The sequence below is a fragment of the Hymenobacter koreensis genome, from assembly GCF_039541855.1.
In the GTDB taxonomy this organism is placed as follows: domain Bacteria; phylum Bacteroidota; class Bacteroidia; order Cytophagales; family Hymenobacteraceae; genus Solirubrum; species Solirubrum koreensis.
Genome location: NZ_BAABHA010000008.1, coordinates 118,911 through 143,912, shown reverse-complemented (window position 1 = coordinate 143,912; position 25,002 = coordinate 118,911). Strand labels below are relative to the sequence as shown.

Annotated in this window: 15 protein-coding genes; 10 read left to right on the top strand and 5 right to left on the bottom strand. The window is 55.9% G+C overall.

Features of this window, described 5'->3' with window-relative positions; translation table 11 throughout:
• Positions 1 to 65 precede the first annotated feature (65 nt).
• A complete protein-coding gene (locus ABD903_RS13030; protein ID WP_345224878.1) occupies positions 66 to 1,772 on the top strand; it encodes a Hint domain-containing protein in 1,707 nt (568 codons plus the stop codon).
• A gap of 94 nt (positions 1,773 to 1,866) precedes the next feature.
• On the opposite strand, the gene ABD903_RS13025 is transcribed toward ABD903_RS13030, so the two are convergent.
• Positions 1,867 to 2,853, bottom strand: coding sequence for a LamG-like jellyroll fold domain-containing protein (locus ABD903_RS13025; protein ID WP_345224877.1), 987 nt, complete (start codon positions 2,851 to 2,853; stop codon positions 1,867 to 1,869).
• 240 nt (positions 2,854 to 3,093) lie between these two features.
• Positions 3,094 to 4,227 (bottom strand): 4-hydroxyphenylpyruvate dioxygenase, encoded by a 1,134-nt coding sequence (gene hppD / locus ABD903_RS13020; protein WP_345224875.1) that lies wholly within the window; start codon positions 4,225 to 4,227, stop codon positions 3,094 to 3,096.
• Positions 4,228 to 4,390: 163 nt separating this feature from the next.
• Here hppD and ABD903_RS13015 point away from each other — a divergent pair, with 163 nt between their 5' ends.
• Together ABD903_RS13015 and ABD903_RS13010 are read left to right on the top strand one after the other, a co-directional pair.
• Positions 4,391 to 4,771 (top strand): hypothetical protein, encoded by a 381-nt coding sequence (locus tag ABD903_RS13015; RefSeq protein ID WP_345224872.1) that lies wholly within the window; start codon positions 4,391 to 4,393, stop codon positions 4,769 to 4,771.
• A gap of 94 nt (positions 4,772 to 4,865) precedes the next feature.
• A complete protein-coding gene (locus tag ABD903_RS13010) occupies positions 4,866 to 5,231 on the top strand; it encodes a DUF952 domain-containing protein (RefSeq protein ID WP_345224870.1) in 366 nt (121 codons plus the stop codon).
• A gap of 197 nt (positions 5,232 to 5,428) precedes the next feature.
• On the opposite strand, the gene ABD903_RS13005 is transcribed toward ABD903_RS13010, so the two are convergent.
• Positions 5,429 to 5,953, bottom strand: coding sequence for a DUF2911 domain-containing protein (locus ABD903_RS13005; protein ID WP_345224868.1), 525 nt, complete (start codon positions 5,951 to 5,953; stop codon positions 5,429 to 5,431).
• A 241-nt stretch (positions 5,954 to 6,194) separates the two neighbouring features.
• Positions 6,195 to 8,117 (bottom strand): ABC-F family ATP-binding cassette domain-containing protein, encoded by a 1,923-nt coding sequence (locus tag ABD903_RS13000; protein WP_425555477.1) that lies wholly within the window; start codon positions 8,115 to 8,117, stop codon positions 6,195 to 6,197.
• Positions 8,118 to 8,263: 146 nt separating this feature from the next.
• On the opposite strand from ABD903_RS13000, the gene ABD903_RS12990 reads away from it, so the two are divergent.
• Positions 8,264 to 8,632 carry a hypothetical protein gene (locus tag ABD903_RS12990; RefSeq protein ID WP_345224866.1) on the top strand — a complete coding sequence of 123 codons (369 nt, stop codon included), beginning with the start codon at positions 8,264 to 8,266 and terminating at the stop codon, positions 8,630 to 8,632.
• The gene (locus ABD903_RS12985) at positions 8,629 to 8,829 is read left to right on the top strand and encodes a helix-turn-helix transcriptional regulator (protein WP_345224864.1); all 201 of its coding nucleotides are present in this window, start codon (positions 8,629 to 8,631) and stop codon (positions 8,827 to 8,829) included. Before ABD903_RS12990 ends, ABD903_RS12985 begins: the two co-directional genes overlap by 4 nt.
• A gap of 29 nt (positions 8,830 to 8,858) precedes the next feature.
• Here ABD903_RS12985 and ABD903_RS12980 read toward each other — a convergent pair whose 3' ends face one another.
• Positions 8,859 to 9,098 carry a hypothetical protein gene (locus tag ABD903_RS12980; protein ID WP_345224862.1) on the bottom strand — a complete coding sequence of 80 codons (240 nt, stop codon included), beginning with the start codon at positions 9,096 to 9,098 and terminating at the stop codon, positions 8,859 to 8,861.
• A gap of 264 nt (positions 9,099 to 9,362) precedes the next feature.
• Here ABD903_RS12980 and murI point away from each other — a divergent pair, with 264 nt between their 5' ends.
• The 5 genes from murI (at position 9,363) to ABD903_RS12955 (ending at position 24,966) form a co-directional block, all read left to right on the top strand.
• The gene (gene murI, locus ABD903_RS12975) at positions 9,363 to 10,208 is read left to right on the top strand and encodes a glutamate racemase (RefSeq protein ID WP_345224859.1); all 846 of its coding nucleotides are present in this window, start codon (positions 9,363 to 9,365) and stop codon (positions 10,206 to 10,208) included.
• Positions 10,209 to 11,344: 1,136 nt separating this feature from the next.
• Positions 11,345 to 14,497: a T9SS type A sorting domain-containing protein gene (locus ABD903_RS12970; RefSeq protein WP_345224857.1), complete on the top strand. Its 3,153-nt coding sequence runs from the start codon at positions 11,345 to 11,347 to the stop codon at positions 14,495 to 14,497.
• Positions 14,498 to 15,481: 984 nt separating this feature from the next.
• Positions 15,482 to 19,396, top strand: a complete 3,915-nt coding sequence (locus ABD903_RS12965; protein ID WP_345224855.1) for an IPT/TIG domain-containing protein — start codon at positions 15,482 to 15,484, stop codon at positions 19,394 to 19,396.
• A gap of 188 nt (positions 19,397 to 19,584) precedes the next feature.
• Positions 19,585 to 21,774, top strand: coding sequence for a T9SS type A sorting domain-containing protein (locus ABD903_RS12960; protein WP_345224854.1), 2,190 nt, complete (start codon positions 19,585 to 19,587; stop codon positions 21,772 to 21,774).
• Between the two features lie 696 nt (positions 21,775 to 22,470).
• Positions 22,471 to 24,966 carry a T9SS type A sorting domain-containing protein gene (locus ABD903_RS12955; protein ID WP_345224848.1) on the top strand — a complete coding sequence of 832 codons (2,496 nt, stop codon included), beginning with the start codon at positions 22,471 to 22,473 and terminating at the stop codon, positions 24,964 to 24,966.
• Positions 24,967 to 25,002 lie beyond the last annotated feature (36 nt).

Below are 25,002 nucleotides of genomic sequence, written 5' to 3'. Positions count from 1 at the left end.
CCAAGCCGGCCCAACGGGAAATATCGACTGCGCTTTTACCCTGGTTACCCGTTTCGCCTTACCCCATGCAAACTCCTCACCGTCTTGTAAGTGCCCTGCTTTTCTTGGTAGCTCTGCTGCTCATTTTGCTGGTGCCGGTGGCTGTGGCATTGGCCCAAAAGCCCATCAAAACCGAACTACTGCCGCTGTTCGATAAAGTGCCCGCTCCGCCCGCAGCGCCCAGCTGCGCCCTAAAACGGCCTGCCGGCTTTGCTGAACTAGATAAGCAAATGACTCAACTGGTGCAGGCCATCGGGATGGGGCTTACCGCCGAGCAAGCCAAGGAGCAGGCCGATATGCAGGTTATGGGCAAACAAGCTGCCGCGGCAGGCATGGATAAGATGACCGATCAGCAAAAGCTCGCCTACATGCAACAGCAAGGCAGCAGCATGCCCGGTTACAACGCGCAAAGCATGCAGCTGGCCCAGCAAATGCAGGACCCCGCTTTTCAGGCACGCTTTGCCAAAATGAGCGAGCAAGAAAAGGCCGTGTACGTGCAGAAAATGATGGCCTCGCCCAACACACCCGGCCAGCGCATGGTTAACGACCCCGCTTTTCAGTCGGCGCAGGCGGAGTTTATGCAGCAAATGAAGAACCCTGGCTTTAAGCAGGCTTGGGACAAGAAATCGGAAGCAGAGCAGGAAGCGCACATGGCCTCCCTGATGCGGAAACACGGCTTAGACGAGAGGAAGATGAAGGCCATTGCCGGTAACCAGGCGCCGGCTGCTCCTATGGCGCCACTGGTGGCTACGCGGGCCATGGAAGCCTACGTAAAGCTCGGCGACGACATTGCCACCGAGGCACGTAATAGCAGCACTTTCCAACGCATGCACGACCAGATGCAGCGCGACCTGGAAGCTGTGAAGCGTGACCTGGAAGCACGTCCCATGGATGAAGCCCGCGAAGGCGACTGCGCAGGACAGGAAAAGGTGTTTCAGCACTACCGCAGCTTTCAGAAGAAGCGGCTGGATATTATAGCCAAATACATAGGCCAACTAAACACCGCTTGGGCATCACACAAAACCTTGCTGAAAACGCGCGTAACCCCTTTTCATGCCGAGCTGGCCCGAATTCATTACGGCGACGACATCAAGCGGCCGGAGGAGAAAAAGCTTATCGGGCAACTGGCGGGAGGGCAGGAGCTTGTGCTGCAGGAAGTAGGGCAGCTAGCCGGTTACTCCAGCTTGCTTTACGACCTGAACAAAGAATACTGCGAGCTGAAAAAGTCGTACGACCAACCCTTCCAGTGTGAGTTAGCCACCTGCTTTCCGGCCTTTGCTCGCGTTACGCTGGCCGATGGCCGCCAAGTGCCCATCAGTAAGGTGCGTCCCGGTATGGAAGTGCTGGGCTATGATGCCGCTACGGGCCGCACCGTGGCTACCCGCGTGCAGCGTCTCGATATTCACGATGATGAAAAGGCCTACGAACTGGTACAGCTTACCATTGGTACCCCAGCTGTGTATGCTGGCCTCGAAGCCGCGCCACTACATGCGGGCAAAGAAGCTGTGGAATTGGTACTGACGCCCAACCATCCCGTGCTGACAGCGCAGAAACAGGCTCTGCGAGCCGATCAAATCCAACCTTCCGACGACCTGCTAATGCTGCGTTCCGACGCTGTGGAGCTGACACGCCTAGCCGACCGTCAGCCAGCAGGCAAGACCAACGCGGTGTACAACCTCCGCACCGGAACCGGCAACTACTTTATGAGCGGGGTACTCGTTGGCTCCAAATAATGCCAAACCTTACTCGCCCTTGCTGAGCAACGCAACAAACAAAGAAGCCCTGGCTGGATAGCCAGGGCTTCTTTGTTTGTTGCGTTGCTGCCGTTTAGCGAACGGCAAGGCGCTGGGTCACCGTCTCGCCGTTGATGGTTAGCTGGCAGAGGTAAATGCCGCTGCGCAGGTTCGGAGCCGTGAAAGGAAGTGTGTACGAACCCGCAGCGCGTTTCTCATCGAGCAGGGTGGCCACGGCCCGGCCGGTTAGGTCCGTTAGCGTGAGGCGCACGTGGCCGTTTTGGCGAAGCACAAAGGGAATAGTAGTGCTGCCCGAGAAGGGGTTGGGGTAATTGGGCTGAAGCTGCCCTGTCGCCACAGCGTGGTTACGGGCCGAATTCACCACGGCGTTGGTACGCAAGGGGTCGTTGGTTTCCACGGCGTTGGTGGTACCCAGCAAACCGATAGGGCCGCTGGCAACCTGGTTGGCCACGGTTTGGCCCGAACCTTCGTCGAACTTGAAGTAGGCCATCAAGCCGGGGCTGTTGGAAGGAGGGGCCGTGTTCCGGTCACTCTGAATTTGGGCGGCCGTGCGGGCCGTGCTCCACACCATTACCTCGTCGATGTAGCCCTGCCAGCCCGTGTCGCCGGAGTTGAAACCGATGCCCAGTTCCGTGCCGGTGCGGCCGGGCGCGGCGGTAGAAGTTCCTACGGCCGTTCCGTTCAGGTAAATGGTGCCGGTGGCGCCGTCCCAGGTATAGGCAATGTGCGACCAAGTACGAATGGGCACGGTGCCACCTTCCAGCGAAGGGTAAAACTCGACCTCGCCGCTGGAATTCACACCAAACCACGGGGAATCGTTGCCGAACTCCATTACGGTGTTGTAGGTGCCGCGGGCGGAAAACGAGTTGCCATTGAAATACACCCAAGCTTCTAAGCTAAACGGGCCGGTAGCAGGCAACGAGAAGTTATTTACCGTTACCTGGTCGGCTTCGGTACTGGTGAAGCCGAGGAAGTTGCCGCCGCGTTGGGCATGGCTGCTCACGGCGAGGCCCGACGCCAGAAGCGTTAACAGGCCGGCTCTGCGAAGTACTGATTTCATGTGATAAGGGGAAGAAGTGAAGAATAGGCAAGCCAAAGTGCGAGTGAGGGTTTTTGCGGAATTAAATGCTGAATAACAGGATGTTGCCTTTTGGTTATTCGCGTTTATTCCCTGATTCAAATCAAGCCATTAGCACCAAGCACTTCAATCACATATTCGGGTGATTCACAGAAACTGCCGCCAAACAAAAAGGCCACAACCGTTGGGGTTGTGGCCTTTTCAGGTTGAAGTAAGTTATGCTTAGAGGTTACCGCGCAGGGCTTGCTCGCGTTCAATAGCTTCGAACAGGGCTTTGAAGTTGCCCTTGCCGAACGACTTGGCTCCTTTGCGCTGAATGATTTCGAAGAACACCGTGGGGCGGTCTTCCACCGGCTTGGTGAAAATCTGAAGCAGATAGCCTTCCTCGTCGCGGTCCACTAACAGGTTCAGGGCCTTAATGCTTTCCAGTTCCTCGTCAATGGCGCCCACGCGGTCCAGCAGGTCGTCGTAATACGTGGCGGGTACCGTTAGGAATTCCACGCCGCGGCGACGCAGCTCGGCTACCGTCGTGCGAATGTCGTGGGTGATGATGGCAATGTGCTGCACGCCGGCATCGTGGTAGAAGTCGAGGTATTCCTCGATCTGTGACTTTTTCTTGCCTTCGGCGGGCTCGTTGATGGGGAATTTCACGAAGCCGTTGCCGTTCGACACCACCTTCGACATGAGGGCCGAGTACTCGGTGCTGATGTCGTCGTCGTCGAAGGTAATGAGCAGTTTAAAGCCCATTACATCTTCGTAAAACTTCACCCACTGGTTCATTTGACCCCAGCCCACGTTGCCCACGCAGTGGTCCACGTACTGCAAACCCACCGGGTTGCCCTGCGGCACGTTGCTGCTCTTGGCCACGAAGCCCGGCAGAAACGGCCCGTTGTACTTAGAACGCTCCACGAAAGTGTGAATGGTTTCGCCATAGGTGTAAATACCGGCCATGGTCACCTCGCCGTGCTCGTCGGAAATGGTGTAGGGCTCGAAAGCGGGCTTGGCGCCGCGCTTGGTAGTTTCTTCAAACGATTTGCGGGCGTCGTCTACCCACAGGGCCATAACCTTCACGCCGTCGCCGTGCTTGGCCACGTGGCGGGTAATGTCGGAGTCGGGCAGGAGCGACGTGGTGAGTACCAGCCGTATTTTGTTTTGCTGCAGCACGTACGAAGCCCGGTCGCGCACGCCGGTTTCGGGGCCCGAATACGCCACCAGCTCAAAACCGAACGCGGCTTGGTAGTAGTAAGCCGATTGTTTGGCGTTGCCGACGTAAAACTCGAGGTGGTCGGTGCCATTGAGGGGCAGAAAATCGGCGGTGGCGGGGGTGGCGGCAGCGGCCGGCGTCATCGTTTCCATAATGCTGGGGAAGTAGGGGTGGGAAATTCGCGACTCAGGGAAATACAGCGGTAAAAATACGGTTTCAGCGTAATTAGTGCCCCGCCGTATACAATGAGTACGTTTTAAGGTTTTTTCTCACCTTTGTTGTAGCAGTTGCCACCCCTACGCATACTCTTTTTTTATGGATACCAACGCCCTAAACGCGGCCCTCGTGGCCCTTTTGACCAAGAAACACGACTTGCACCAGCTCGCTTACAGCGACTCGCGCTACGACGATATTGAGGAAGAGCTGCACGACCTCGAAGACGATTTCAACGAGGAGTACGGCGACTACCTGGAAAAGGCGCTGGAAAAAGTGCACGGCGACCTAAGCTCCGACACCGACGTGCTGCTGCCCACCGCCTACCTGCCCAACAACCCCGAGCCCACGGCCGAAGACGGCGTGTGGGTAGACTCGGAGAAGTACCAAGGCAAGCAGGTGCGTTTGGTGCTGCTGCCCAACCCCGTACGCCTCGTGCTGAACACCGGCAAAGGCCAGCAGCACGAACTCTGGAAGGCGTAATTTTCAGTTGCTAGTTTGTGGCTGCCAGTTGTCCGTCGCAAGACCGACAGCTGGCTTCTGCTTTTTACACCTACAGCCACCCAACCTGGAATTGATGAACCATACCCACGCCATGCTCTACCGCATTGCCGAGCCGGCCGACTGGCAGCAAGCCCAACAAACCGGCTTTTTTGCCAGTCCCGATCTGAAGGCCGAAGGTTTTATTCATACCTCGGAGTTGTACCAGGTAGTGGAAACCGCCAACCGCTACTACGCGGGCCGGGCGGATATGCTGTTGCTGGAACTGGATGAAAAAGCAGTGCAGGCCGCGGGCATATCGGTAAAACGTGAGTTTGTAGCCAGCCGTCAGCAGGAATTTGCGCACGTTTTCGGCCCCATTCCGTTAACGGCCATCGGGCGAATCTTCCCGCTTGTTCCCCAGGCAAATGGCGGGTTTACTTTACCTGCTGAGCTTGTTTAGCGGCGAATAGCTCAACCCATTGTTGTGAAGTACGCGCAACTCTGCGGAGTTATGGCGCCCGTCCGTAATCCGAAAGCGGGTAGATCGGGGCCCAATGGTGGTTTTTACGGCTAAAGCACAAAAGCGCGCCCCGCCGGAGTAATCCGGCGGGGCGCGCTTTTGTACGGAGTTGGGTGTTACGCGTCGGTGCAGCGGGCTTATTTAATGGCCACGGGCAACTCCACGTTTTCCCAACGCAAAATCAAACCGGGGCTGGCTACGGTGTAGGTCAGCCGCTCGTTCATGGTGGCGGCTTTGCGTGGCTTTACCGTAGCGCGTAGGGCATCCTGCTTCTCATCGTATTTGTAAGCGCCCCACTGATTAGCCGTCTTGTTGAAGATAACCGTCCAGTCCTGTTCCGTGGGAATAACGAAGAAGGAGTAGGTGCCGGCCGGCAGGGCCTTGCCTTCCACGGTAACGGGCTGGTCGAAGGTAACGGTGGTGGCCTCGTTGGCCCCGGCGCGCCATACCTTGCCGTAGGGCTCTAGGCCGCCCCAAATCTTGCGGCCTTTTACGGCAGGGCTGCTGTACTTCACCGTTACGTTGGCCTTGCCCGCCTTACCGGTGGCCGTGGCAGGTGGGCTTGCTGGAGCCGGCTTGTCCTGGGCCTGGCCGGCTGCCGACCACAACAGGCAGCTAAGCAGCATCACAAACAAACGGGAAAGCAAATGCGGGTTTTTCATGGCGGTTAAATGTTGAAGGAGTTGAAACAGTACCAACGTCGGCTACCCAAAAAGCAACCCGGGTCCGGAATGTTTTAACCGACAACGCCAAGCAACCGAGGCTGCACATTCAAGCTTTTTATTGCGGCAGCATGTCGCCGGAAGTTCTGCAGGAGCCAGCACCATACAGAACCCAGACGTTATTAATGCTGAAAAAGCCCTGCCGAATTACTACGGCAGGGCTTTTCAAACAAAGCGGGAGTTAATCCATGTACTCGGCCAACTCCAGCCACCGTTCGCCTTTGGCGTCTAACTCGGCGTCGGTACGCTTGAGGTCGGCGGCCCAGTCGGCTAATTCTTTGTGGGTGCCGCTGCCGGCGTTTAGCTTTTCTATAAGCTGCTGCTTCTGCGTTTCCAGCTTTTCCAGCTCCTTTTCGAGCGTTTCGTATTCCTTCTTCTCCGCAAACGTGGCCTTGCGCTTGGGCGCTGCGGTTGATGCCGCTGGGGCAGGAGCCGCCTTGGTTTCTGCCGAAGGGGCTACGCCGGCTGCGGCCTTAGCTGTACGGGCCTGCTCACGGGCGTACTCCTCGCTCTGGTGCTCCTTCTGCCACTCGCGGTAGTCGGTGTAGTTGCCGGGGAACTGACGGATTTCGCCGCCGGGCTCCAGCACAAACACGTGTTCTACCAAAGCATCCATGAAGTACCGGTCGTGCGAAACGATGAGCAGACAGCCGGTGAAGTTGAGTAGGAAGTCCTCGAGGATATTAAGGGTAATGATGTCGAGGTCATTGGTCGGCTCGTCGAGAATCAGGAAGTTGGGGTTCTTGATGAGCACGCGCAGCAACTGCAAACGGCGCTTTTCGCCTCCACTCAGCTTGCTGACAAGCGTATACTGCTGAGCCGGTGGAAACTGGAAGTGCTGCAGAAACTGCGAAGCCGTAACCACGTCGCCGTTGGCCATTTCCACCACTTCGGCCACTTCCTTCACAATGTCGATAACGCGCTGCGTCTCGTCGAACACCAGCTCGGTTTGGGTGTAGTAGCCGAACACGGTGGTTTGGCCCGCATCCACGGTACCCGAATCGGGCTGCAGCTTGCCCGTGAGCATGTTCAGCAGCGTAGACTTGCCCGCGCCGTTTGGCCCAATGAGGCCGATACGGTCTTTTTTCTTGAACACGTAACTGAAGTCCTGCAACACCACTTTGTCGCCGAACTGCTTGTGCAGGTGTTCGACTTCAATGATTTTGCCGCCCTGACGCGTCGTTTTCACGCTCAACTCTAGCTGCGGGCCGCCAATCTTGGTCTTGGCCTTCTCCTGGGTTTCGTAAAACGCGTCGATGCGGGCTTTTTGCTTGGTGCCGCGGGCTTGGGGCTGGCGGCGCATCCACTCCAACTCCTTGCGCAGCAGGTTGCGGGCCTTCTCCACTTCGGCCACCTCTATTTGCTCCCGTTCGGCTTTCTTCTCCACAAAGTAGGAGTAGTTGCCCTGGTAGCGGTGCACGCGGCCCTGGTCCAGCTCCACAATCTCGTTGGCTACCTTATCTAGGAAGTAACGGTCGTGGGTCACCATTAGCAGGGTGAGGGTGGGGGAGGCCAAGCGGTTTTCTAGCCACTCAATGGTATCGAGGTCGAGGTGGTTGGTAGGCTCATCGAGAATCAGCACTTCGGGCTCTTCGATAAGCACGCGCGCCAAAGCCACGCGCTTGCGCTGCCCACCCGAGAGGTTGCGTACCTGCCGCTCCAGCAGCGGACCCAAAATACCCAAGCGGCCCAAGATCTGTTTCACCTGCGCCTCGTAGTCCCAGGCGTTCAGCGCGTCCATCTGCTCCATCACCCGCTGCAAGTCATCGGACTTGTGGTTGGGGTCGTTCACCACGTGTTCGTAGTCGCGAATGGCGGCCAGGGTATCGTTCTGCGAAGCAAAAATGGTTTGCTCCACCGTCAGGTCTTCGTCGAAAACGGGCTGCTGGCCCAGGAAAGCTACCCTAATGCCCTTGCGCACGCTCACCAAGCCGGTATCGGGCGGCTCCAGGCCGGCCAGAATGCGCAGCAGCGTGGTTTTGCCCGAGCCGTTAATGCCTACCAGCGCCACGCGTTGGCCTTGTTGCAGGCCGAAACCCAGTTCGCGGAACAACCAGCGGTCCGCGTAATTTTTAGAAAGATTTTCTCCCGAAAGCAGATTCATGCCGCAAAGGTACGGTAGGCACGATGTGAGGACGTTAAAAGAGTCTTACCAACTCCCAAAATCATTGGTATGGCATATAATTGTAAAGGAATGTTGACTAAATGTAAAGTGTGATTTACATTTGAGCGTCCGTACAATCTTCTCTCATGAAAAAATTACTGCTGCCATCTTGGGGCAAACGCTTGGGCTTGGCCTTGCTGCTCGTGCCCCTTCTCGATTTATTGTTGCCCGGCACGCTCGGTAACCTCAACGCGTTGGCGTTGACCGGCGGTGCTCTGCTGTGGCTGTTGAGTGCCGAGTCCAACGAAGACGAGCGAACCGTCTGGTGTCGCTCCAAGGCGTTGTTTACCGCCGCTGCCGTTTACGCCCTGTGGGTAAGCGTCTGGATGGTGGTACTGTGGGCTGACACCGCCCAGGCAATTCCGTCCACGCTGTGCGTGCTGCCCTTGGTGCTGCTCGCTTACCTGGCGCGCTTTTACTACGAATTACGCATCAAACCCCGGGTGCAATCGTGACCAACTGCCTGAAAGTTGAGCGTGCCCGCCGCAACCTTACGCAGCAGGATGTGGCGCAGGCGGTAGGGGTTTCCCGGCAAACTATCCTGGCCATTGAGAGCCGTAAGTACGTGCCATCCGCCGTGCTGGCGCTCAAGCTGGCGGCCTTCCTGGCCATGCCCGTCGAGACCCTGTTTGCGCTTGAGCCCGGAGAGTAGCGCCGGGCAGCACCTGCGTAATGCGGGTTTTATATCACCCGCACCCGGTCCACGTGCACGTCGTCGCGTAGTATTTCCAGGCCGCGGTACGCCAATGGTCGGCCGGTATTCATCGTGAGGTTACCGCCGTCGCTGTGCAAAGCAGCCACGTCTAACACCAACTGCGTGTACTTACGCTCGCCAAGCTCAATAGCTACCGGGCGGCCACGGCCGGCATCAAAAGAGGTCAGTGCCTGGTCGATTTCGTCGAGAATGACGCTGCGGGTCATACTGGGTTTTACGTAAAAAGAAGAAGCCAACATACGCATTTCACGACACCGACACGGTGCGCGGGGTTGCATAATACAATTTTCAGTCAATTTAATAGCGGCTCGCGCTCCTAGTTCAGTCGCGTAGTAGCAGGCAAATCAGCTGGTTATTTGCGGATGAGGGCAGCTAAAAACAACAGGCAGAAAAGTGCAGGCCGCCGCCACAAGAATGGGGCTTATACGCTATTGGCCCCGTACAGAGGCAAAACCATTTATCTTCGGGCCATGTCTGACCCTGCTTCCGCGTCCCTTTCCGTGGCCTCCGATTCACGTCCCATCGGGGTATTTGATAGCGGCATTGGCGGCCTTACCGTGGCCCGGGCCGTGCGCAATATGCTGCCCCACGAGCGGCTGTTGTATTTCGGCGATACGGCCCACCTACCGTACGGCGACAAAAGCACGGCCGCCATTCAGGCCTACTCCATTAAGATATGCGACCTGCTGTTGCGCCAGCAGTGCAAAGTCATTCTCATTGCTTGTAACTCGGCCTCGGCGGCGGCTTACGAGCTTGTGCGCGAATACGTAGGGTCCAAAGCCCGTGTGCTTAATGTGGTTGACCCCATTGTGCAGTACGTGGGCAAGCATTACGCAGGTCGTACGGTAGGTCTTATCGGTACCAAGCAAACGGTAGGCTCGAATGTGTACCGCAAGAAGCTTGATGCCCTCGGCCTCGGCATTACCCTCCAGGCCTTGGCTACGCCGTTGCTGGCGCCCATGGTAGAGGAAGGCTTTGTGCACAATGCCGTTAGTCAAAGTGTGGTTAACAATTACCTCTCCGATCCTGCTTTAGACGATATCGAAGCCTTGGTGCTGGCCTGCACACACTATCCTCTCATTCGGGAGCAGATTGTGGAGTACTACCAGGGGCGTACCGATGTGCTGGATCCATCCGATACGGTGGCTGCCGCGCTCAAAGCTTTGCTGCAGGCACACGGCCTGGAAGCTCCGCCAGCCTCCCGGCCGCCGAAGCACCATTTCTATGTATCGGATTTCACCCCCTCCTTTGAAGAAAGCACCCGTTTGTTTTTCGGGCAGGAAGTAGATTTGGAGCATTACCCATTGTGGGAATAAAGCAACCACGCAGCACAAATGCAGCTAGCTAGGCTTTGCAGATTCGCTTTGCTCGGCTGACGCGGGTAGCGAATCTGCAAAGTCATCAACCCCCTCCGTTATCTACCTCAGATTTATAAACAGCTTGCTCGGGAGTGCGCTGGCATTGGTTTAAACTCATGAACGTTAACGCCGTGTTTTCATTTGGCGTTTTCATGAGTCTGGAACAGGATGCCAGGTATAGATAAAGGTAAATGAGTAATTGAAATATTTATGCATCTGGTATCACAGTATATCCATTGCTGGAGTTTAAAGTCGGGTGGCCATTAGTTAGTAAGATGACGACTACTGTGGTTTAGGGCCGCAAGCAACTGTGTTTTAATCAGCATTAGACGTTATGTGTCTTATGTTTTGCCAATCAGTTTCCTTCCAGGGCATACATACCGAAGTGGTGTGGTAGTCAGAGTGCGGTTGTTGTCGCGTACTTGTTGACCGAGGCAGCTTATTATACTGTGCAGTTTTTTTAAGAAGCCAGGGGCAGAGTTCAACTACGTGATAACCTCCTTGTCACAGCCGATTGGAAGGCTGCCTGTAAAGAATTTGAAATATAAGATATTGATATTGTGTAAATTAACTGCAGGTAAACAGTGAAGACTTCTTAATTTTACCAACCCAGCGACACGAATTTGCTTTGTGGGGCGTTAGGGGCAACGTAATTTTTTTGCTTTTGCTGGTGGCAATGCGGAACCAATCAACATCCATGGTGTTAAACCGACCGTATGTGCAGCGCCGCTAAACTTGGACACACGCACACAGCGGATGATTTCAGTTTTTCACTGCAACTTTGCGCCGGCAAATCGATCATAAATAAATATGAATATTTCGTTTTTGCGTCGGAGTCTGTTGGGAAGAAGCGGTGTATATAGCAATAATTCAAGACTAAATAACTCTGACTTGGCTTACTTCCACGGAGTTGGCACGAATTATGGTGTTTGCGCGGATTGCCTCCCGGCGCGGCAGTGTAGTTGAGTCTAAAAAAATTGCAATGATAATTGCTGATTTCAACAATCCTTTTCTCTGCCCTTGCGTAAGGACACCCGACGAGCAAAGCACAATGCCGCGCGTCTTTTTTTTGTAACCATTACTCACCTTTACATATGAAAAACGCTTACATAATCGCCCTGAGCCAGACCAGTTGGTCTCGCCTTTGCGCGATGTTGGCCATCTTCTTGATGCTCCCGTTCGCGGGCATAGCACAACAGGCTGTCATCACTCTCACGCCTAACCAAGCCGGCGACCCGCAGGACTTCGGTTCCATCACGGTTGGCCAGGTTTCGGCTCCTAAAACCTACACGCTGTCGGGTAGTAACCTAAACCGTTCGGTGAACGTGTTTATTCCCGAAGGCTTCCAAGGTAGCTTGAACGCCACCACGGGCTACACCGATAACACCGGCGCTATTATTACGGTGCCGCGTACTTCGGGACAAACCCTGGCCAACACTACCATTTACCTGCGTTTTGCGCCCAGCGCAGCAACAGGTTACGATGACTTCCTGACTGCTGGTTACAACCCGCCCCCCGTTAACTCTAACGCTATTCGGGTGGTTGGTACTGGCTTGCAGGCTCCGCCCGAGATTTTCGTGAATCCCACCGCCGTGGCTTTCCAGCCGCAAGTGGTAAACACGCAGTCGGCTCCGCAGAGCGTTACGGTTACCAGCAACTCGCTCACCGGTCCCATTGATGTGGTGGCGCCGGCCGGCTTCCTGGTAAGCTACAACGGCAGCCCTTACGCTTCTACTGTTTCCTTGCCTTCTTCGGGCGGTATTCTGAACGTGGTTTTCCAGCCTTCGCAGGTAGGTAACTTCGTTTCGAACATCATCCTGAACAGCGCCAACGCCCAGTCCAAGTCGATTGCGGTATCTGGTCAGGGCCAATCGGTGCCGGCTTCGCTTACGGTAACTTACTCGCCGAACCCGCTGGCATTTCCTGCCACGCAGGAAGGCACTGCTTCACAGCCGCTGTCATTCACGGTAAACGCAGCTGGTTTGGGTTCTAACCCGGTTGTTATTACTGCTCCTTCCGACTACCAGGTGCGCGTTGGTACGGGTGCTTTTAGCTCCACGGCTACCATTGCACCCGTAAGCGGCGCCGTTAACAACGTAACCGTTGACGTACGCTTTACGCCAACTACCACCGGCAACCGCAGCCAAACCATTACGGTAGCGGCGGCTAACGCCCCCACACAAGTGGTAAACGTAACGGGCCAGGGCACGCAGGCACCCCAGGGTGCTACCCTGAACGTAACGCCCACTACTCTGGACTTCGGTGACGTAACCCAGAGCGGCTCGGCCAACATCCTGACCCTTACGGTAAGCGGTACGCGCCTTGGTACGAACCCCATTACCCTTACCCCCTCGAACCCCAATATCCAGATCCGCAACGCTTCGGCTGGTGGTGCTTTCTCGAGTTCGGCCTTGCTGCTGCCCTCGTCGGTTGGTACGGTAAGCCCTACCACCATTGAAGTGCGCCTGGTGGCCCCGATTGCCGGTGGCGCCTTTAACCAGAACATTCTGGTAACGAGCCCCGGTGCCGATGCGGTTACGGTGTTGATTACGGCTACTTCGAACGGTAACGTATCGGATATTTCCATCACGAACCCGAACAACAACACCTTTACCTTCGCTACGCGTCCCACCACGGTTTCGGCAGCGCAGACGTTCCTGATTTCGGGCACCAACCTGCTGCAAGACATTACGGTGTTCCCAACGGGCCCGAGCGGTTTCTACTTCGAGGTGTCGAAAGACGGTATCACCTACTCGAAGTCCATTACCTTCGGTCGTGACAACCAAGGCAACGTGTTGCAGGCGCCGGTTTACGTACGCTTTGTGCCCGGCAACGACGCGGTTACGGTTAACGCCCTGATTCGCGCCACCAGCTCGCCTGCTCCCGACCGCGACGTATCCGTAACGGGTATCAGCGAACCAACCGTGCGCTTGGTGCAGCCTTTGGGTTTCTTTGGCGACGCCGTGGTGAAAAACACGAAGTCGGCAGCGAAGAGCGTACGTCTGGAGGCATTCCTGCTAACCGGCCCGCTGAACCTGAGCTTCCCCGACGATAACGAAGACCCCCAGCGTAACCCCGACCGCACGCCGCAGTTTGAGTTTTCGACCGATGGTGGTGCTACTTATGTGAAGAGCGACACGCTGCTCAACAACGTAGAAGGCAACCGCGTTATCAACCTGCTGGTGCGTTACGCTCCTACCCGTGTAGGTGCTTCTACCCAGTCGCTAACGTTCCAGAACGCTGCGCTGTACAGCAATGCTCCTTTCACGCTACCCAGCGGCAACGGTACGGCCAGTGGCTTTGCCATTGCTGAAGTACCCGGTGCGCAATCGACGGCTATCATCGTGCGGGCTCCTGGCTCTACGGTAGCTACCATTACGTTTGACCTGGACAACCCGCCCGCGGGCCAGAGCTACGGTCAGAACCGCTTGGTAATTGCCACTACTACCTACTCGCAGCTGCCGGTACGTTTGTTCCCGCAAATCAAGCAGAACTTTACGCCGGGTATCACGGTGGGCGGCAACTACCAGTTTGGTAGCGGCTCGGCTATCGAAACCTCCTCGAACACCTACGTGGTGTTTAGCGGTGCAGCCAACAGCTTCACCGTGGGCAACCTCGACCCGAACGTACGTTACTACTTCTACGCCTTCGAATTCAACGACGACGGCCTGCTGAACGCCGAGAACTACAAAGTGCCGAACAACCAGCCGCAGGTTCCGCTGCCGGTGGAGCTGGTATCGTTCACGGCTAAGGCCCGCAACGGCCGCGTGGTACTCGACTGGGTAACTGCTCAGGAGAAGAACAACCAGGGCTTTGAAGTACTGCGCAGCCGCGACGGCCGCAACTTCAGCAAGATTGGCTTCGTGGAAGGCCGCGGTACCACTTCGGCCCGCACCGCCTACAACTACGTAGACAACGCTCCGCTGAACGGTACCTCGTTCTACCGCCTGAAGCAGCTGGACACCGACGGTAACTTCTCCCTCTCGCCGGTGCAAGCCGTGGTGGTGGGCGACGCCGCCGAAATGGCCCTGTTCCCGAACCCGGTGGTAGATGTGCTGAACATCACGTTGGGCGACGCTGCTGCCGATGCCCGTGTAACGGTGAGCGACCTGCTGGGCCGCACGGTGCTGAGCCAGCCGCTGCCCGCCAACGGCCAAGTAGACCTGCGCACCCTGAAGCCCGGCACCTACCTGGTGAACGTGGTGAACGGCAAGCAGCGCCTGAGCCGCAAAGTGGTGAAGCAATAAGCTAACCTACTCTCGTAAAACCGCCCCCTTGCCACCTGGCAAGGGGGCGGTTTGCGTTGGTACCCACCGGTATTGTCTAACCTATCCTCTTACCCTTGGCCAACCGAAAAAAGTACTGCGGGTAAACGCGTCTCTTGGAAAGCAAAAAGCCCCTTGCCGGTATGGTGAGGGGCTTTGCTGAGTAGTACAAGCCGAAGCGTAATAAATAGATAACCAGGGCTGGAGGAGAGGATGTATCCCCGATTTTATATATTTGAAGCTTCGTCACGTCCTATTCAATCCATCCATTTTACGCGTTGCATGAACCGACTTTGTACTCCTCGCCCAGCGGCCCGCCAGTGGATTCTTGCTTTGTTTGCTTTGCTGCTGCCGCTAGTGGGGTGGGGGCAGGCTGTCAGCCTGACGACAGCAGGAGCAGCCGCTAGTCAGAATTTCAATACCCTTTCTTCCACTGCCGGTACCACCACAAATGACTTGATAATAACGGGGTGGTTTCTAACTGAAACGGGAGGAGGAATCCGAGACAATGAACAATACGCCGTTGATGCAGGTGGCTCTAATACTGGAGATACATACAGCTACGGAGCTGCAGGCAATTCCGATCGAGCTCTTGGAGGCTTACGCAGTGGTACAGCGGTACCAACTATTGGTGCTGCCTTCACGAATAATACCGGCTCAACAATTACCTCTCTTGATGTTGCCTATATCGGCGAGCAGTGGCGACTGGGTGCAACTGGTAGGGCAGACAGATTAGACTTCGAGTACAGTACTAATGCTACTAGCCTTATCAATGGTACTTGGACCGCTGTAACAGCACTTACTTTCACGGCTCCAAATACAACTGGTACGGTAGGAGCTTTCAATGGAAATGCTGTAGCTAATCGCACTTCTATCAGTTCAACTATTACGAGCCTAAACATTGCAAATGGTGCGACCTTTTGGATTCGATGGATTGATGTTGATGTCGTCAACTCTGATGATGGATTGGCAGTAGATGACTTTTCACTAACCCCCTTTACAGCTGCCCCGGCTCCATCACTCACCGCAACTCCGGCTACCCTTTCTGGCTTCTCCACCACGCAGGGCACACCTTCAGCTGAGCAAAGCTTTGCCCTGAGCGGCACCACGCTGAATGGCACGGACGTTACGCTTACGCCACCAGCTAACTACGAACTGTCATTAACGAGTGGCAGCGGCTTTACCACCACGCCATTGGTTCTCACGGCGTTCAATGGCACCAGCCAAACCGTTTACGTTCGGTTGAGCGGCAGTGGCAGCGGAGCCCAAGGCACTGCGGGCACGCCGGTAAACATCACCATTGCCGGTGGTGGCGACACCGATGGCGCAACAGTGGCGTTATTGGGTACGGTAACCGTACCAGTACCCGCGCCCACCGTTACCAGCTTCACGCCCACCAGCGGCCCGGAGGGCACCGTGGTTACCATTACCGGCACCGATTTTAACGGCGCCACAGCCGTTGCCTTTAACGGCACTGCCGCTACTACCTTCTCGGTTACCAACGCCACCACGATATCGGCCACGGTACCCGCCGGGGCTACCACCGGCAGCATTGCCGTAACCACGCCAAGTGGCACGGGTACCTCGGCTGCCAGCTTTACGGTAACGGCTCCGGGGCCGGTTATTACCGGTTTCTCGCCTGCATCGGGTCCGGTGGGCACGGTGGTAACCATATCGGGCACTAACCTGAGCACCGTTACCGATGTAGCGTTTGGCGGCACGGCTGCCACCAACGTTTCGGCCACGGCTACCACCGTAACGGCTACCGTGGCGGCGGGCACGCCAGCGGGGGCCGGCGCGGTTGTTCTCTCCGATGGTGCCACTACCTACACGGCCACCGGCAGCTTCACGGTAACGGCACCGCCCACGGTTTCCACCACGGCGGCCACTGCCATTACGTTCAACTCGGCTACCACCGGCGGCGCTTTCACCAACGCCAACGGCGCTACCATTAGCAGCCGGGGGGTGGTGTACGGAACCGCGCCTAATCCGCGCATTGGTGGGGCAGGGGTGCAGCAACTGGCGGTTGCGGGTACAGCCAGTCCTTTTACGGCCAACCTCACCGGCCTCACGCCCAGCACCACGTACTACGTGGCCGCCTATGTAGTTAGCAACCTAGGTACGGTTTATGGCGCCGACGAAACCTTCGCAACGACTGTTTCGCCGCTGCTGGGTTACGATTTTGAATCGGCGACCAATCCGGATAATCCTTCCACAGTCGCTGCTAACGTAAGTGGTAGTGCATTTAGCCGTACTGGCGTAACTGCTAATGCGGGAACAGGCCGCTTTAATTCCCGTGATTGGGCTGTTACAATTAATGCAGGGAAATACGTGTCGTTCACCTTTTCGCCCCAAAGTGGCTATCAGGCTACGTTGACTTCTCTCGCATTTGTTGACCAGCGTTCTGCGAGCGGCAACCAAGACTATGAAGTGCGTTCTAGTCTAGATAACTTCGCTACGGCTTTGCAGACGGGAACAACCAACGGGGGCAGCAAGTCGATTGCGTTAACTGGTTTCACAAACATTACCGAGGCCACGCCCATCGAGTTCCGCTTTTATTATGCGGTTTCGTCCACAACGTCCACATACAGCGTCGACAACGTCAACCTCTTTGGTACGGTGCAAACGGCTGCTCCCGCTCCCGAAATCGACGTAACGCAGGGCGGCGCGTCGCTGCCCAGTGGCACCGGCAGCTACAGCTTCCCCGCCACGCTGGTGGGTGCCAGCAGCAGCGCGGCTTCGTTTTCCATTCTGAACAGGGGCAACGCGTTCCTGATCCTGACCGCCAATCCGCGGGTGCAGGTAACGGGCGCAAACAGCGCCGATTTCACCGCAACCCAGCCCGTGAATTCGTCGATTGCCCCCAACGGAAGCCAGCCGTTCAGCATTACGTTCACGCCCTCGGCAGCAGGCACCCGCACAGCTACCATCATCATTTTCAACAACGACAGCAACGAGGGCTCCTACAGCTTCACCGTTACGGGCTTTGGAAACCTGCCGCCCATTCAGAACCCGGCGCCCGGCACACTGGTGCTGGAAGACGATTTTAACTACCCGGCTGGCACCGATTTAACCGCCAACGGCTGGCTGGAGCAGGGGGCCGCTAGTCCCAACGTGGTAGTGGTTGCGCACAACAATGCTTTCACCAACTATACTATTGGAGCAGTGGATTCTACTACCTCCCGCCGGGTGCAAATGACTACTGGAGGTCAGGACGTGTTTAAACCCTTCACGCTGCCCACGGGTGCTACCACGCTTTACGCCTCGGCCATTGTGCGCGTAACAGAAGCACGAAACGGCGACTACTTCCTGCACTTCAGCGAGGCCGGAACTACGGTTTTCCGCGGCCGCGTGTTTATCCGTACCACCACCGGTGGCTTCCAGGTAGGCCTGGCTACATCGGGCACGGCGACATACAGCACCCAGGTGTTTGACTTGTTCAAGAACTACCAGGTTGTGCTTAAGTATGAGCAGCAAGGTTCCAGCAATACCTACAGCCTATACATGGTGGACGGAGCAGCTACTGAAGCTGAGCCAGGTGTTCCGCTACTCACAGCAACTCAAACCGAAGCCGGTCTGGCGCTGAATGCCATTGCGCTCCGCCAAGGAGGCAGCAGCGCCGTTACGCTCACCTTGGATGGATTACGCATAGCCACCGGTTGGGGTGCCGCTGTTAGCCGTCCGATATACACCACGCCAGGTATAATCAGCGCCGGCAACTACTTTAGCCTGAACCTGAACAACGCCGGCGAAACCACGCTGGCCGGCCCGGTAAACTTGGAAGGCGCACTCACGCTCACCAACGGCCGCCTGACTACTAATTCCACCAACTTGCTCACGCTGTACCCGGCCGCTACGGTAACGGGCGGCAGCGGCACCAGCTTCGTGAGCGGCCCTGTGGCGCGTGTAACGTTGCCCGGCGCGGCAACTGCCCTTTTCCCGGTAGGCAAAACCACCAGCTACCGTCCCGTTACGCTTACCATTGCCGCGCAAACCTCCACCACCACCTACACCGTGGAGCAAACCGAAGGCCGTTCGGCTACCCAAACACTTACCGGCGACCTGCGGCGCGTATCCCGTATGCGCTACTTCACCATCACCCCCGATGCCCAGCCCACCGGTTTCAGCGGTTCTGTTACCCTGTCCTTCGAGGCCAGTGACCAAGTGAACGACCCGGGTGCTGCTTCACTGGTAATAGCCCGTAACGGGGGCAGCGGCTGGGAAAACGCAGGCCGCGCCAGCAGCACCGGCACGGCCAATACCAACGCCTTTGTGTCGGGCACGCTCACCTCGGGCCTGATCAACGCATTCGGTGAGTTTGCCCTGGCCTCTACCGATGCCGACAACAGCCAGAACCCGCTGCCCGTGTCGCTCACGGCCTTTACCGCCGAGCTAACCAAGCCGGGCACGCTGTTGCGCTGGGCCACGGCCCAGGAGAAAAACAACGACCGGTTTGAGGTTCTGCGCAGCCTCGATGGCCGCGAGTTCAGCCGCTTGGCCGATGTAAAAGGGCAGGGCAATACCAGCAGCCCTAGCCACTACAGCTACCTGGATGCATTACCGGCCGCGGCTAGCACCGTTTATTACCGTCTGCGCCAGGTAGACTTCGATGGTAAGGCTTCGCTTTCGCAGGTTGTGTCCGTGAGCACCGAAGCCTCGCTGCCTCCCGCGCTCTACCCGAACCCTGCTACCGAGCGTGTAACCCTAGCAGGTGTGGGTGCGGTGCAGTGGTGGGTGCGCAACGCTCTGGGCCAGGTCTTGCTGCAAGGCACCGCGGCGGGCTCCACCACATTGAACGTGGCCGACTTGCCCGCAGGCGTGTACTACGTGGAAACCCGCACCGGCGCCCGCCGCCACGTGCTGAAACTGGTAAAGCAGTAGGCCGGCATTAAACTAGAACCTTACCTTATGTTTCACAAAAAAGCCCCCGCAAGCGCGGGGGCTTTTTTGTGTTTGCACTCATATTATTTTATATAATTCTAATATAAAATTGAATAAAATTTAACATTACGCCAAGGTTAAAGCCTATATTTCAATAGAATACATCAATTCTTTAAACCTGCTCAACTATGACACACACCGACCGCTGCCTCGCCCACTTGTCATTTACCGTTGGCCCCTTAGTTGTACTGCTGACCCTACTTACTTTCCCACTACAAAGCCACGCTCAGGGCACATATACCTGGAACGTTGCCAGCGGTAACTTCAGCCAAGCCAGCAGCTGGAGCCCCACGCGTACCTTGGCTGACCCCGAAGACGTCTTGGTATTTAACGGTTCTGTAATATCAGCCGCCAACATTATACTGGACCCTGCCGTTAACATTAATGCAGGACAGCTACGCTTTATAAACGGAATAGATGCCCGCTTGAGCGTACCCTCCGTCGACTGTACCATTATCGTGAATGGCGGCGCTTCCGATGATTTTGTAGTGGCAGCAGGCGCCACGGTGCGGTTTGGTTCAACTACCCGCAACGATGAGCTGACGGTGAACTTAGTCACTAGTGGGGAGAACGGCCCAGCCACGGCAGCTATTGCCGGCACTCTGATTTTCGAAAACACAGCACCAGGTAGCGGCAACCGCATTTCCGACCACCGTTTGGTTGGAGGAACTGGGTCTGTGGTTTTTGCAAACGGCAGCACCCTTCGCCTCGCAGAGGGGGCCGAGGGAAACCCATTCGGTAACCCGGGCGCAGGTGCTATTGCCACGTTTCAGGCAGGCGCGACCTTGGTGCAGGAAGACGGCGCCAGCCCATTTGGTACGGGTGCCACTCCGGCTGCCATCTTCCAAAGCGGAAGTATATACCGCTACGCAAGCATCAACGGCAACCTGGATGCATCGGGGCGTACGTACGGAAACCTGGTAATTGATATTCCGCAGACCGTTGTGCTGAGCATAAACGGCGCGGGGCAGCTCACGGTACTGAATAGTTTGCGACTACCGACAACCAATCTTGCCACGTTAGCCATGAACCTGACCGGTGGCGTGGCCATAGGCAGAGACATAGAAGTAGTGGGTGGCGGGTTAACCTTTACGCCGCCTACTCCAGCTAATCTCACGTTTAATGGCGCTATTCTACAGGCTGTTCGGGGAGTAGGGGTGCTTACGATTGGCAACGATGTAACGGTAGTAATAAATAACGCCGCAGGGGTAATGCTGGAACGGCCTTTAATGGTCCCGAACGCGTTAAACTTGCTTAACGGTCGGCTATTCACTACAGCTACCAATATTTTGTCCATTCCGTTTTCAGGCGTGATTACCGCCAGCAGCGCCGGTTTTGTAGACGGGCCCATGGCTAGAACCATCAACACCGTGAACACCACAACCCTTACGTTTCCTTTTGGTACCGACTCTCATTACCGTCCCCTTACATTGGTGGTGAAACACAGCAACACCGCTAATACCATTTACACGGCCCAAATGCTACCGGGGGCTCCGACTGCCCGCACTTACACCGGCGACATTAAACGGGTATCGAGGGTGCGTCATTTTACCGTGGAAAGCTCGCAGCCCAACCTAGAAAGCGGTACCGTTACCATTGAATATGGCCCCGACGACGAGGTGGACGCTCCTGCCAAGCTTCGCATTGCCCAAAGCTCGGGTGCTGCTTGGGTGAGTCTGGGCGGCGTGGGCACCGCGGCTCCTAGTGGAACCATAACCTCCACCGTACCCATGACTACGTTTACGGCTACGTTTGTATTAGCCAGCACAGAGGTTTCCCGCGACCCAGGAAACAACCCGCTTCCCGTGGAGCTGAAATACTTCACCGCCACTCGGCAGGAGAAAGGATCGGCACTAACCTGGGAAACGGCTTCGGAAAAAAACAGCGCCAGTTTTGAAGTACAGCGCAGCCTCGACGGTGGCCTTTTTACCACCTTCGCAACCCTTGAAGCTGGAGGCAGCAGCAGTATCCCTCGGCGCTATGCTTGGTTTGATGCAGATGCACCCTCCGGCATACTCTATTACCGCCTGCGCCAAATAGACCTGGACGGAACCGTGGCGCATTCTCCTATTGCAGTGGTCGGTGGTAAAACTGGTTTGGTGCCGTTATTATACCCTAATCCAACAAGCGAATTGCTGACGCTGGAAACCGGAAGCACTGCGCAGTGGTGGGTACGCAACACATTGGGCCAGGTGCTGCTGCAAGGCACCGCAGTTAGCACCATCACTCTAAATGTAGCCAACTTGGCCGCAGGCGTGTACTACGTGGAAACACGCACCGGTGCCTGCCGCCACGTGCAGAAACTGGTAAAGCAGTAGGAGCAAGCAGTCGGCTTGTATCCTGCGGCTTAGCAAAAAGCCCCCGCAAACGCGGGGGCTTTTTTGTGGAATTTCGATTTCATTTGCAAGCCATTGTGTACAATCAAATTGCTTTGTGCTAATATATGGGCTCCTCCGAGAGAAAGAACCTGATAGCTGCGCTTGAGAATGTCTTATTAGAGGCTTTAGTAGCGTTATTATGCATATGATAATACAGTTATTCAGTTGAAAAAAAGTGCAATACGTATTACGGGTCATCATTGTTTTGTAATATTGCGTAGTTTATTTGTAAGTAGCAGCTTTCATGATGCTGCTGCAACCTTTAAACGAGTCCATTTGAATGAAAAAAAGCATCTTAGCAAGTTATTATTAGCCTGTCTATTCCTTCTGGATCGTCAAGCAGCTTGATCGAGACTTACCTTTGCGCATTCATAACACCCGGCCTGAGAAACCCGAAACCTCTGTTACCACTTTCGCATGAACAAACTAACTACTCCGTCCTTAAGCATTTTTGACGCCTTAAGGAGGCAATTGTGTGTACTGGCCCTGGCCGCAGTGCCCACAGCTGGTTGGGCTGCTACCGAGCCTACCTCACAGCCTTCTTTGGTTTACCAACCTGCGAGTGGAGCAACTGCCAATGCTCCTCGTGCAGTGATAAAGCTTTCAGGCAGTGATGCCACGCATTACTTAGTAGTAGTGCGTCGTAGCAACGTAGCTGCTGTTGCTCCCACCGATGGTGCTGTTTACTTGGGCACCCCTGTATACGGAACAGGAACTACTACCGGAACCGGCAACTTTGTAGTGTTTTCCGGTCCCGCTGCTTCGCCCACCGAAATTACCGTAACAGGATTAACGTACGCTTCGCTGGCCACTTCCGGCCATGTTATCGACGTGTACGCTTACAACCAAGACGGTGTGGCGCCTGTTACCAACTACCGTCAAACCTCGCCCGCTACGCGTGCTTTTGCGGCGTTGCCCACCTATACCTGGAACGCTGCCACCACCACGATTGGTGATTTTACCACGGCCAGCAACTGGACGCCCAACCGGGCTGCTCCTTCGGCGAATGACGCGCTGGTATTTAACAGAACGTCGCTGACCGAGATTGACCGCTCCTCTAACGCCGGGGTACCGGCACAAGGACAGGTGTTTGGTCAGCTCTACGTGGTGAATAATGCCAACGTAACCATATACGGTCCGGGCAACGCCAACCGTGAGGGGTCTTTGGTAATCGGTAACAACTCGACCGAGGGTGATGATTTCGTGACGGAAGGTGGTAGCTCGCTCAACCTTACTTCCGGAGCCAATACCGATAACCGCCCGGCATACATTAACATCGCATCGGGAGCTACGGCCAGCATTGGCGGTACATTTGCTATGAACGCTGCGTCGGGTGGCAGCACCATCGTGCCTCACCGCTTTTTTGCTGAAGATGCGGGTGCAATTCGGTTCATCAGCGGCTCGGTGTACAACGGACAGAGTGTAGTTGGTTTCCCGTTTGGCACTACCGGCTCCATACCAGCAGGAAACGCTAACACCAGTGGTGACGTAGCCGCGGCCGCTAACTCAGTTACCTTCGAGTCGGGTTCGCGCTTTGAGCATCGTGGTGGTTTGCACCCCTTTGGTAATGGCGCTTCTAATGTTACATCGTTTCTAGCGGGCAGCACCTACGTTTATATCGGAGGCACTTTCTCGTCTATCGGTCAGCAGTATGGTAACCTTGAGTTCCAGGCATCGGCCACAGTCAGTGCTCCATATAACACTCCAAACTTAATTATTCTAAATAATCTGACAGTCACTTCTGGAGTGGTTGCCCTGAATGTAAATGGTCAAGGCTCACTCAATGGTACTTTGATTTACGGAAACCTTGCCGTGAATGGGGGCTCCTTATCCTTTGCTCCGTCGGTGAATTCTGCAGTGTTCTTTTTAGGTAATGCTGAACAGTTTATCAGCGGCAATGCTCCTCTTTCGTTTAGTACTAACGTGGTTTTGGGGATTGTAAATGCAAGTGGAGTAACCTTGCAAAGACCAGTTATATCACAAGGAAGTCTGTATTTAGATAAAGGGTTGTTGAACACTTCTGCTACTAACATCCTAAGTATACCTGCTACCTCTGCAGTAATAGTAGTGAATGGCTCTACCAACCTGAACAACACTTCGTTTGTGAACGGTCCCATGACGCGGGTGCAAACGGCTTCTGGTTTGGTTGCCACCGACGAATCGAACGGTACCGGTTTGTTCTTCCCCATCGGGGAGCGTACTTTCTACCGTCCTGTTACGCTTACGATTAACCAGACCTCGGCATTGTCTACGGGCTACACCGCAGAGGCAGTACGTGGTGAACCCGCTGCCCGCACTTTGGGCGGCGACATTCAGCGCGTCTCGCGCGTACGCTACTACAATCTGACTTCGTCGGGCGCTTCGGCCTTCACTGCAGGTCGCATCAAACTCTACTACGGCCCAGACGATGAAGTAGACGCTCCTTCGAAACTCCGCATTGCCCTCGGCAACGCTAGTGCCTGGGAGAACTTAGGCTTCTCGGCTCCTGTAGCTGCCGACGGTACTGTATACCTCACGGGCAGCATCACGTCTTCGAACCCCTTCGCGGCTTTAGGAACCTTTGTATTAGCCAGCACGATTGTACCCCGCACGCACGGCGACAACCCGCTGCCCGTATCCCTGGCCAGCCTAAACGCTGATTCGAAGAAGGACGGCGTAATGGTTTCGTGGTCTACGGCTTCGGAGAAGAACAACGACCGTTTTGAGATTCAATGCAGCATCAACGGCGGCGAATTCCAGACCGTTGGTTCGGTAAAAGGTGCCGGCAACAGCGCTTCGCTCCTGCGCTACAACTACCTCGACCTTACCTCGGCTACCGGCACGCTTTACTACCGCTTGCGCCAGGTTGACACCGATGGCACCGCTACGCTTTCGGGTGTGGTGGCTGTTAAGAAGGCCGAAACGTTGGTGGCTTCGGTTTACCCGAACCCCGCCCGCAAGTACACGCGTCTGCAAGCTGGTGCCGAGCCGGTACAGTGGCGCCTGCTAACCCTGCAAGGCCGTAGCCTGAGCAGCGGCACCGCAGCCGGCGACACCCGCATTGAACTGCAGAACCTGCCTGCTGGCACATACCTGCTCGAAATCAACCGCGCCGGTCAGCGCAGTGTGCAGAAAGTTGTACACCTGAACTAAGCTGAATATTAATATCAGGCACTAAAAAAAGCCTCT

Excerpts from the sequence above, each read along its gene's own strand:
- ABD903_RS12980 (WP_345224862.1), bottom strand. The coding sequence starts at position 9,098 with ATGACCCGCAGCGTCATTCTCGACGAAATCGACCAGGCACTGACCTCT.
- ABD903_RS13015 (WP_345224872.1), top strand. The coding sequence starts at position 4,391 with ATGGATACCAACGCCCTAAACGCGGCCCTCGTGGCCCTTTTGACCAAG.
- ABD903_RS12960 (WP_345224854.1), top strand. The coding sequence starts at position 19,585 with ATGACACACACCGACCGCTGCCTCGCCCACTTGTCATTTACCGTTGGC.
- ABD903_RS13000 (WP_425555477.1), bottom strand. The coding sequence starts at position 8,117 with ATGAATCTGCTTTCGGGAGAAAATCTTTCTAAAAATTACGCGGACCGC.
- ABD903_RS13030 (WP_345224878.1), top strand. The coding sequence starts at position 66 with ATGCAAACTCCTCACCGTCTTGTAAGTGCCCTGCTTTTCTTGGTAGCT.
- hppD (WP_345224875.1), bottom strand. The coding sequence starts at position 4,227 with ATGGAAACGATGACGCCGGCCGCTGCCGCCACCCCCGCCACCGCCGAT.
- ABD903_RS13010 (WP_345224870.1), top strand. The coding sequence starts at position 4,866 with ATGAACCATACCCACGCCATGCTCTACCGCATTGCCGAGCCGGCCGAC.
- ABD903_RS13005 (WP_345224868.1), bottom strand. The coding sequence starts at position 5,953 with ATGAAAAACCCGCATTTGCTTTCCCGTTTGTTTGTGATGCTGCTTAGC.
- murI (WP_345224859.1), top strand. The coding sequence starts at position 9,363 with ATGTCTGACCCTGCTTCCGCGTCCCTTTCCGTGGCCTCCGATTCACGT.
- ABD903_RS12970 (WP_345224857.1), top strand. The coding sequence starts at position 11,345 with ATGAAAAACGCTTACATAATCGCCCTGAGCCAGACCAGTTGGTCTCGC.
- ABD903_RS12990 (WP_345224866.1), top strand. The coding sequence starts at position 8,264 with ATGAAAAAATTACTGCTGCCATCTTGGGGCAAACGCTTGGGCTTGGCC.
- ABD903_RS13025 (WP_345224877.1), bottom strand. The coding sequence starts at position 2,853 with ATGAAATCAGTACTTCGCAGAGCCGGCCTGTTAACGCTTCTGGCGTCG.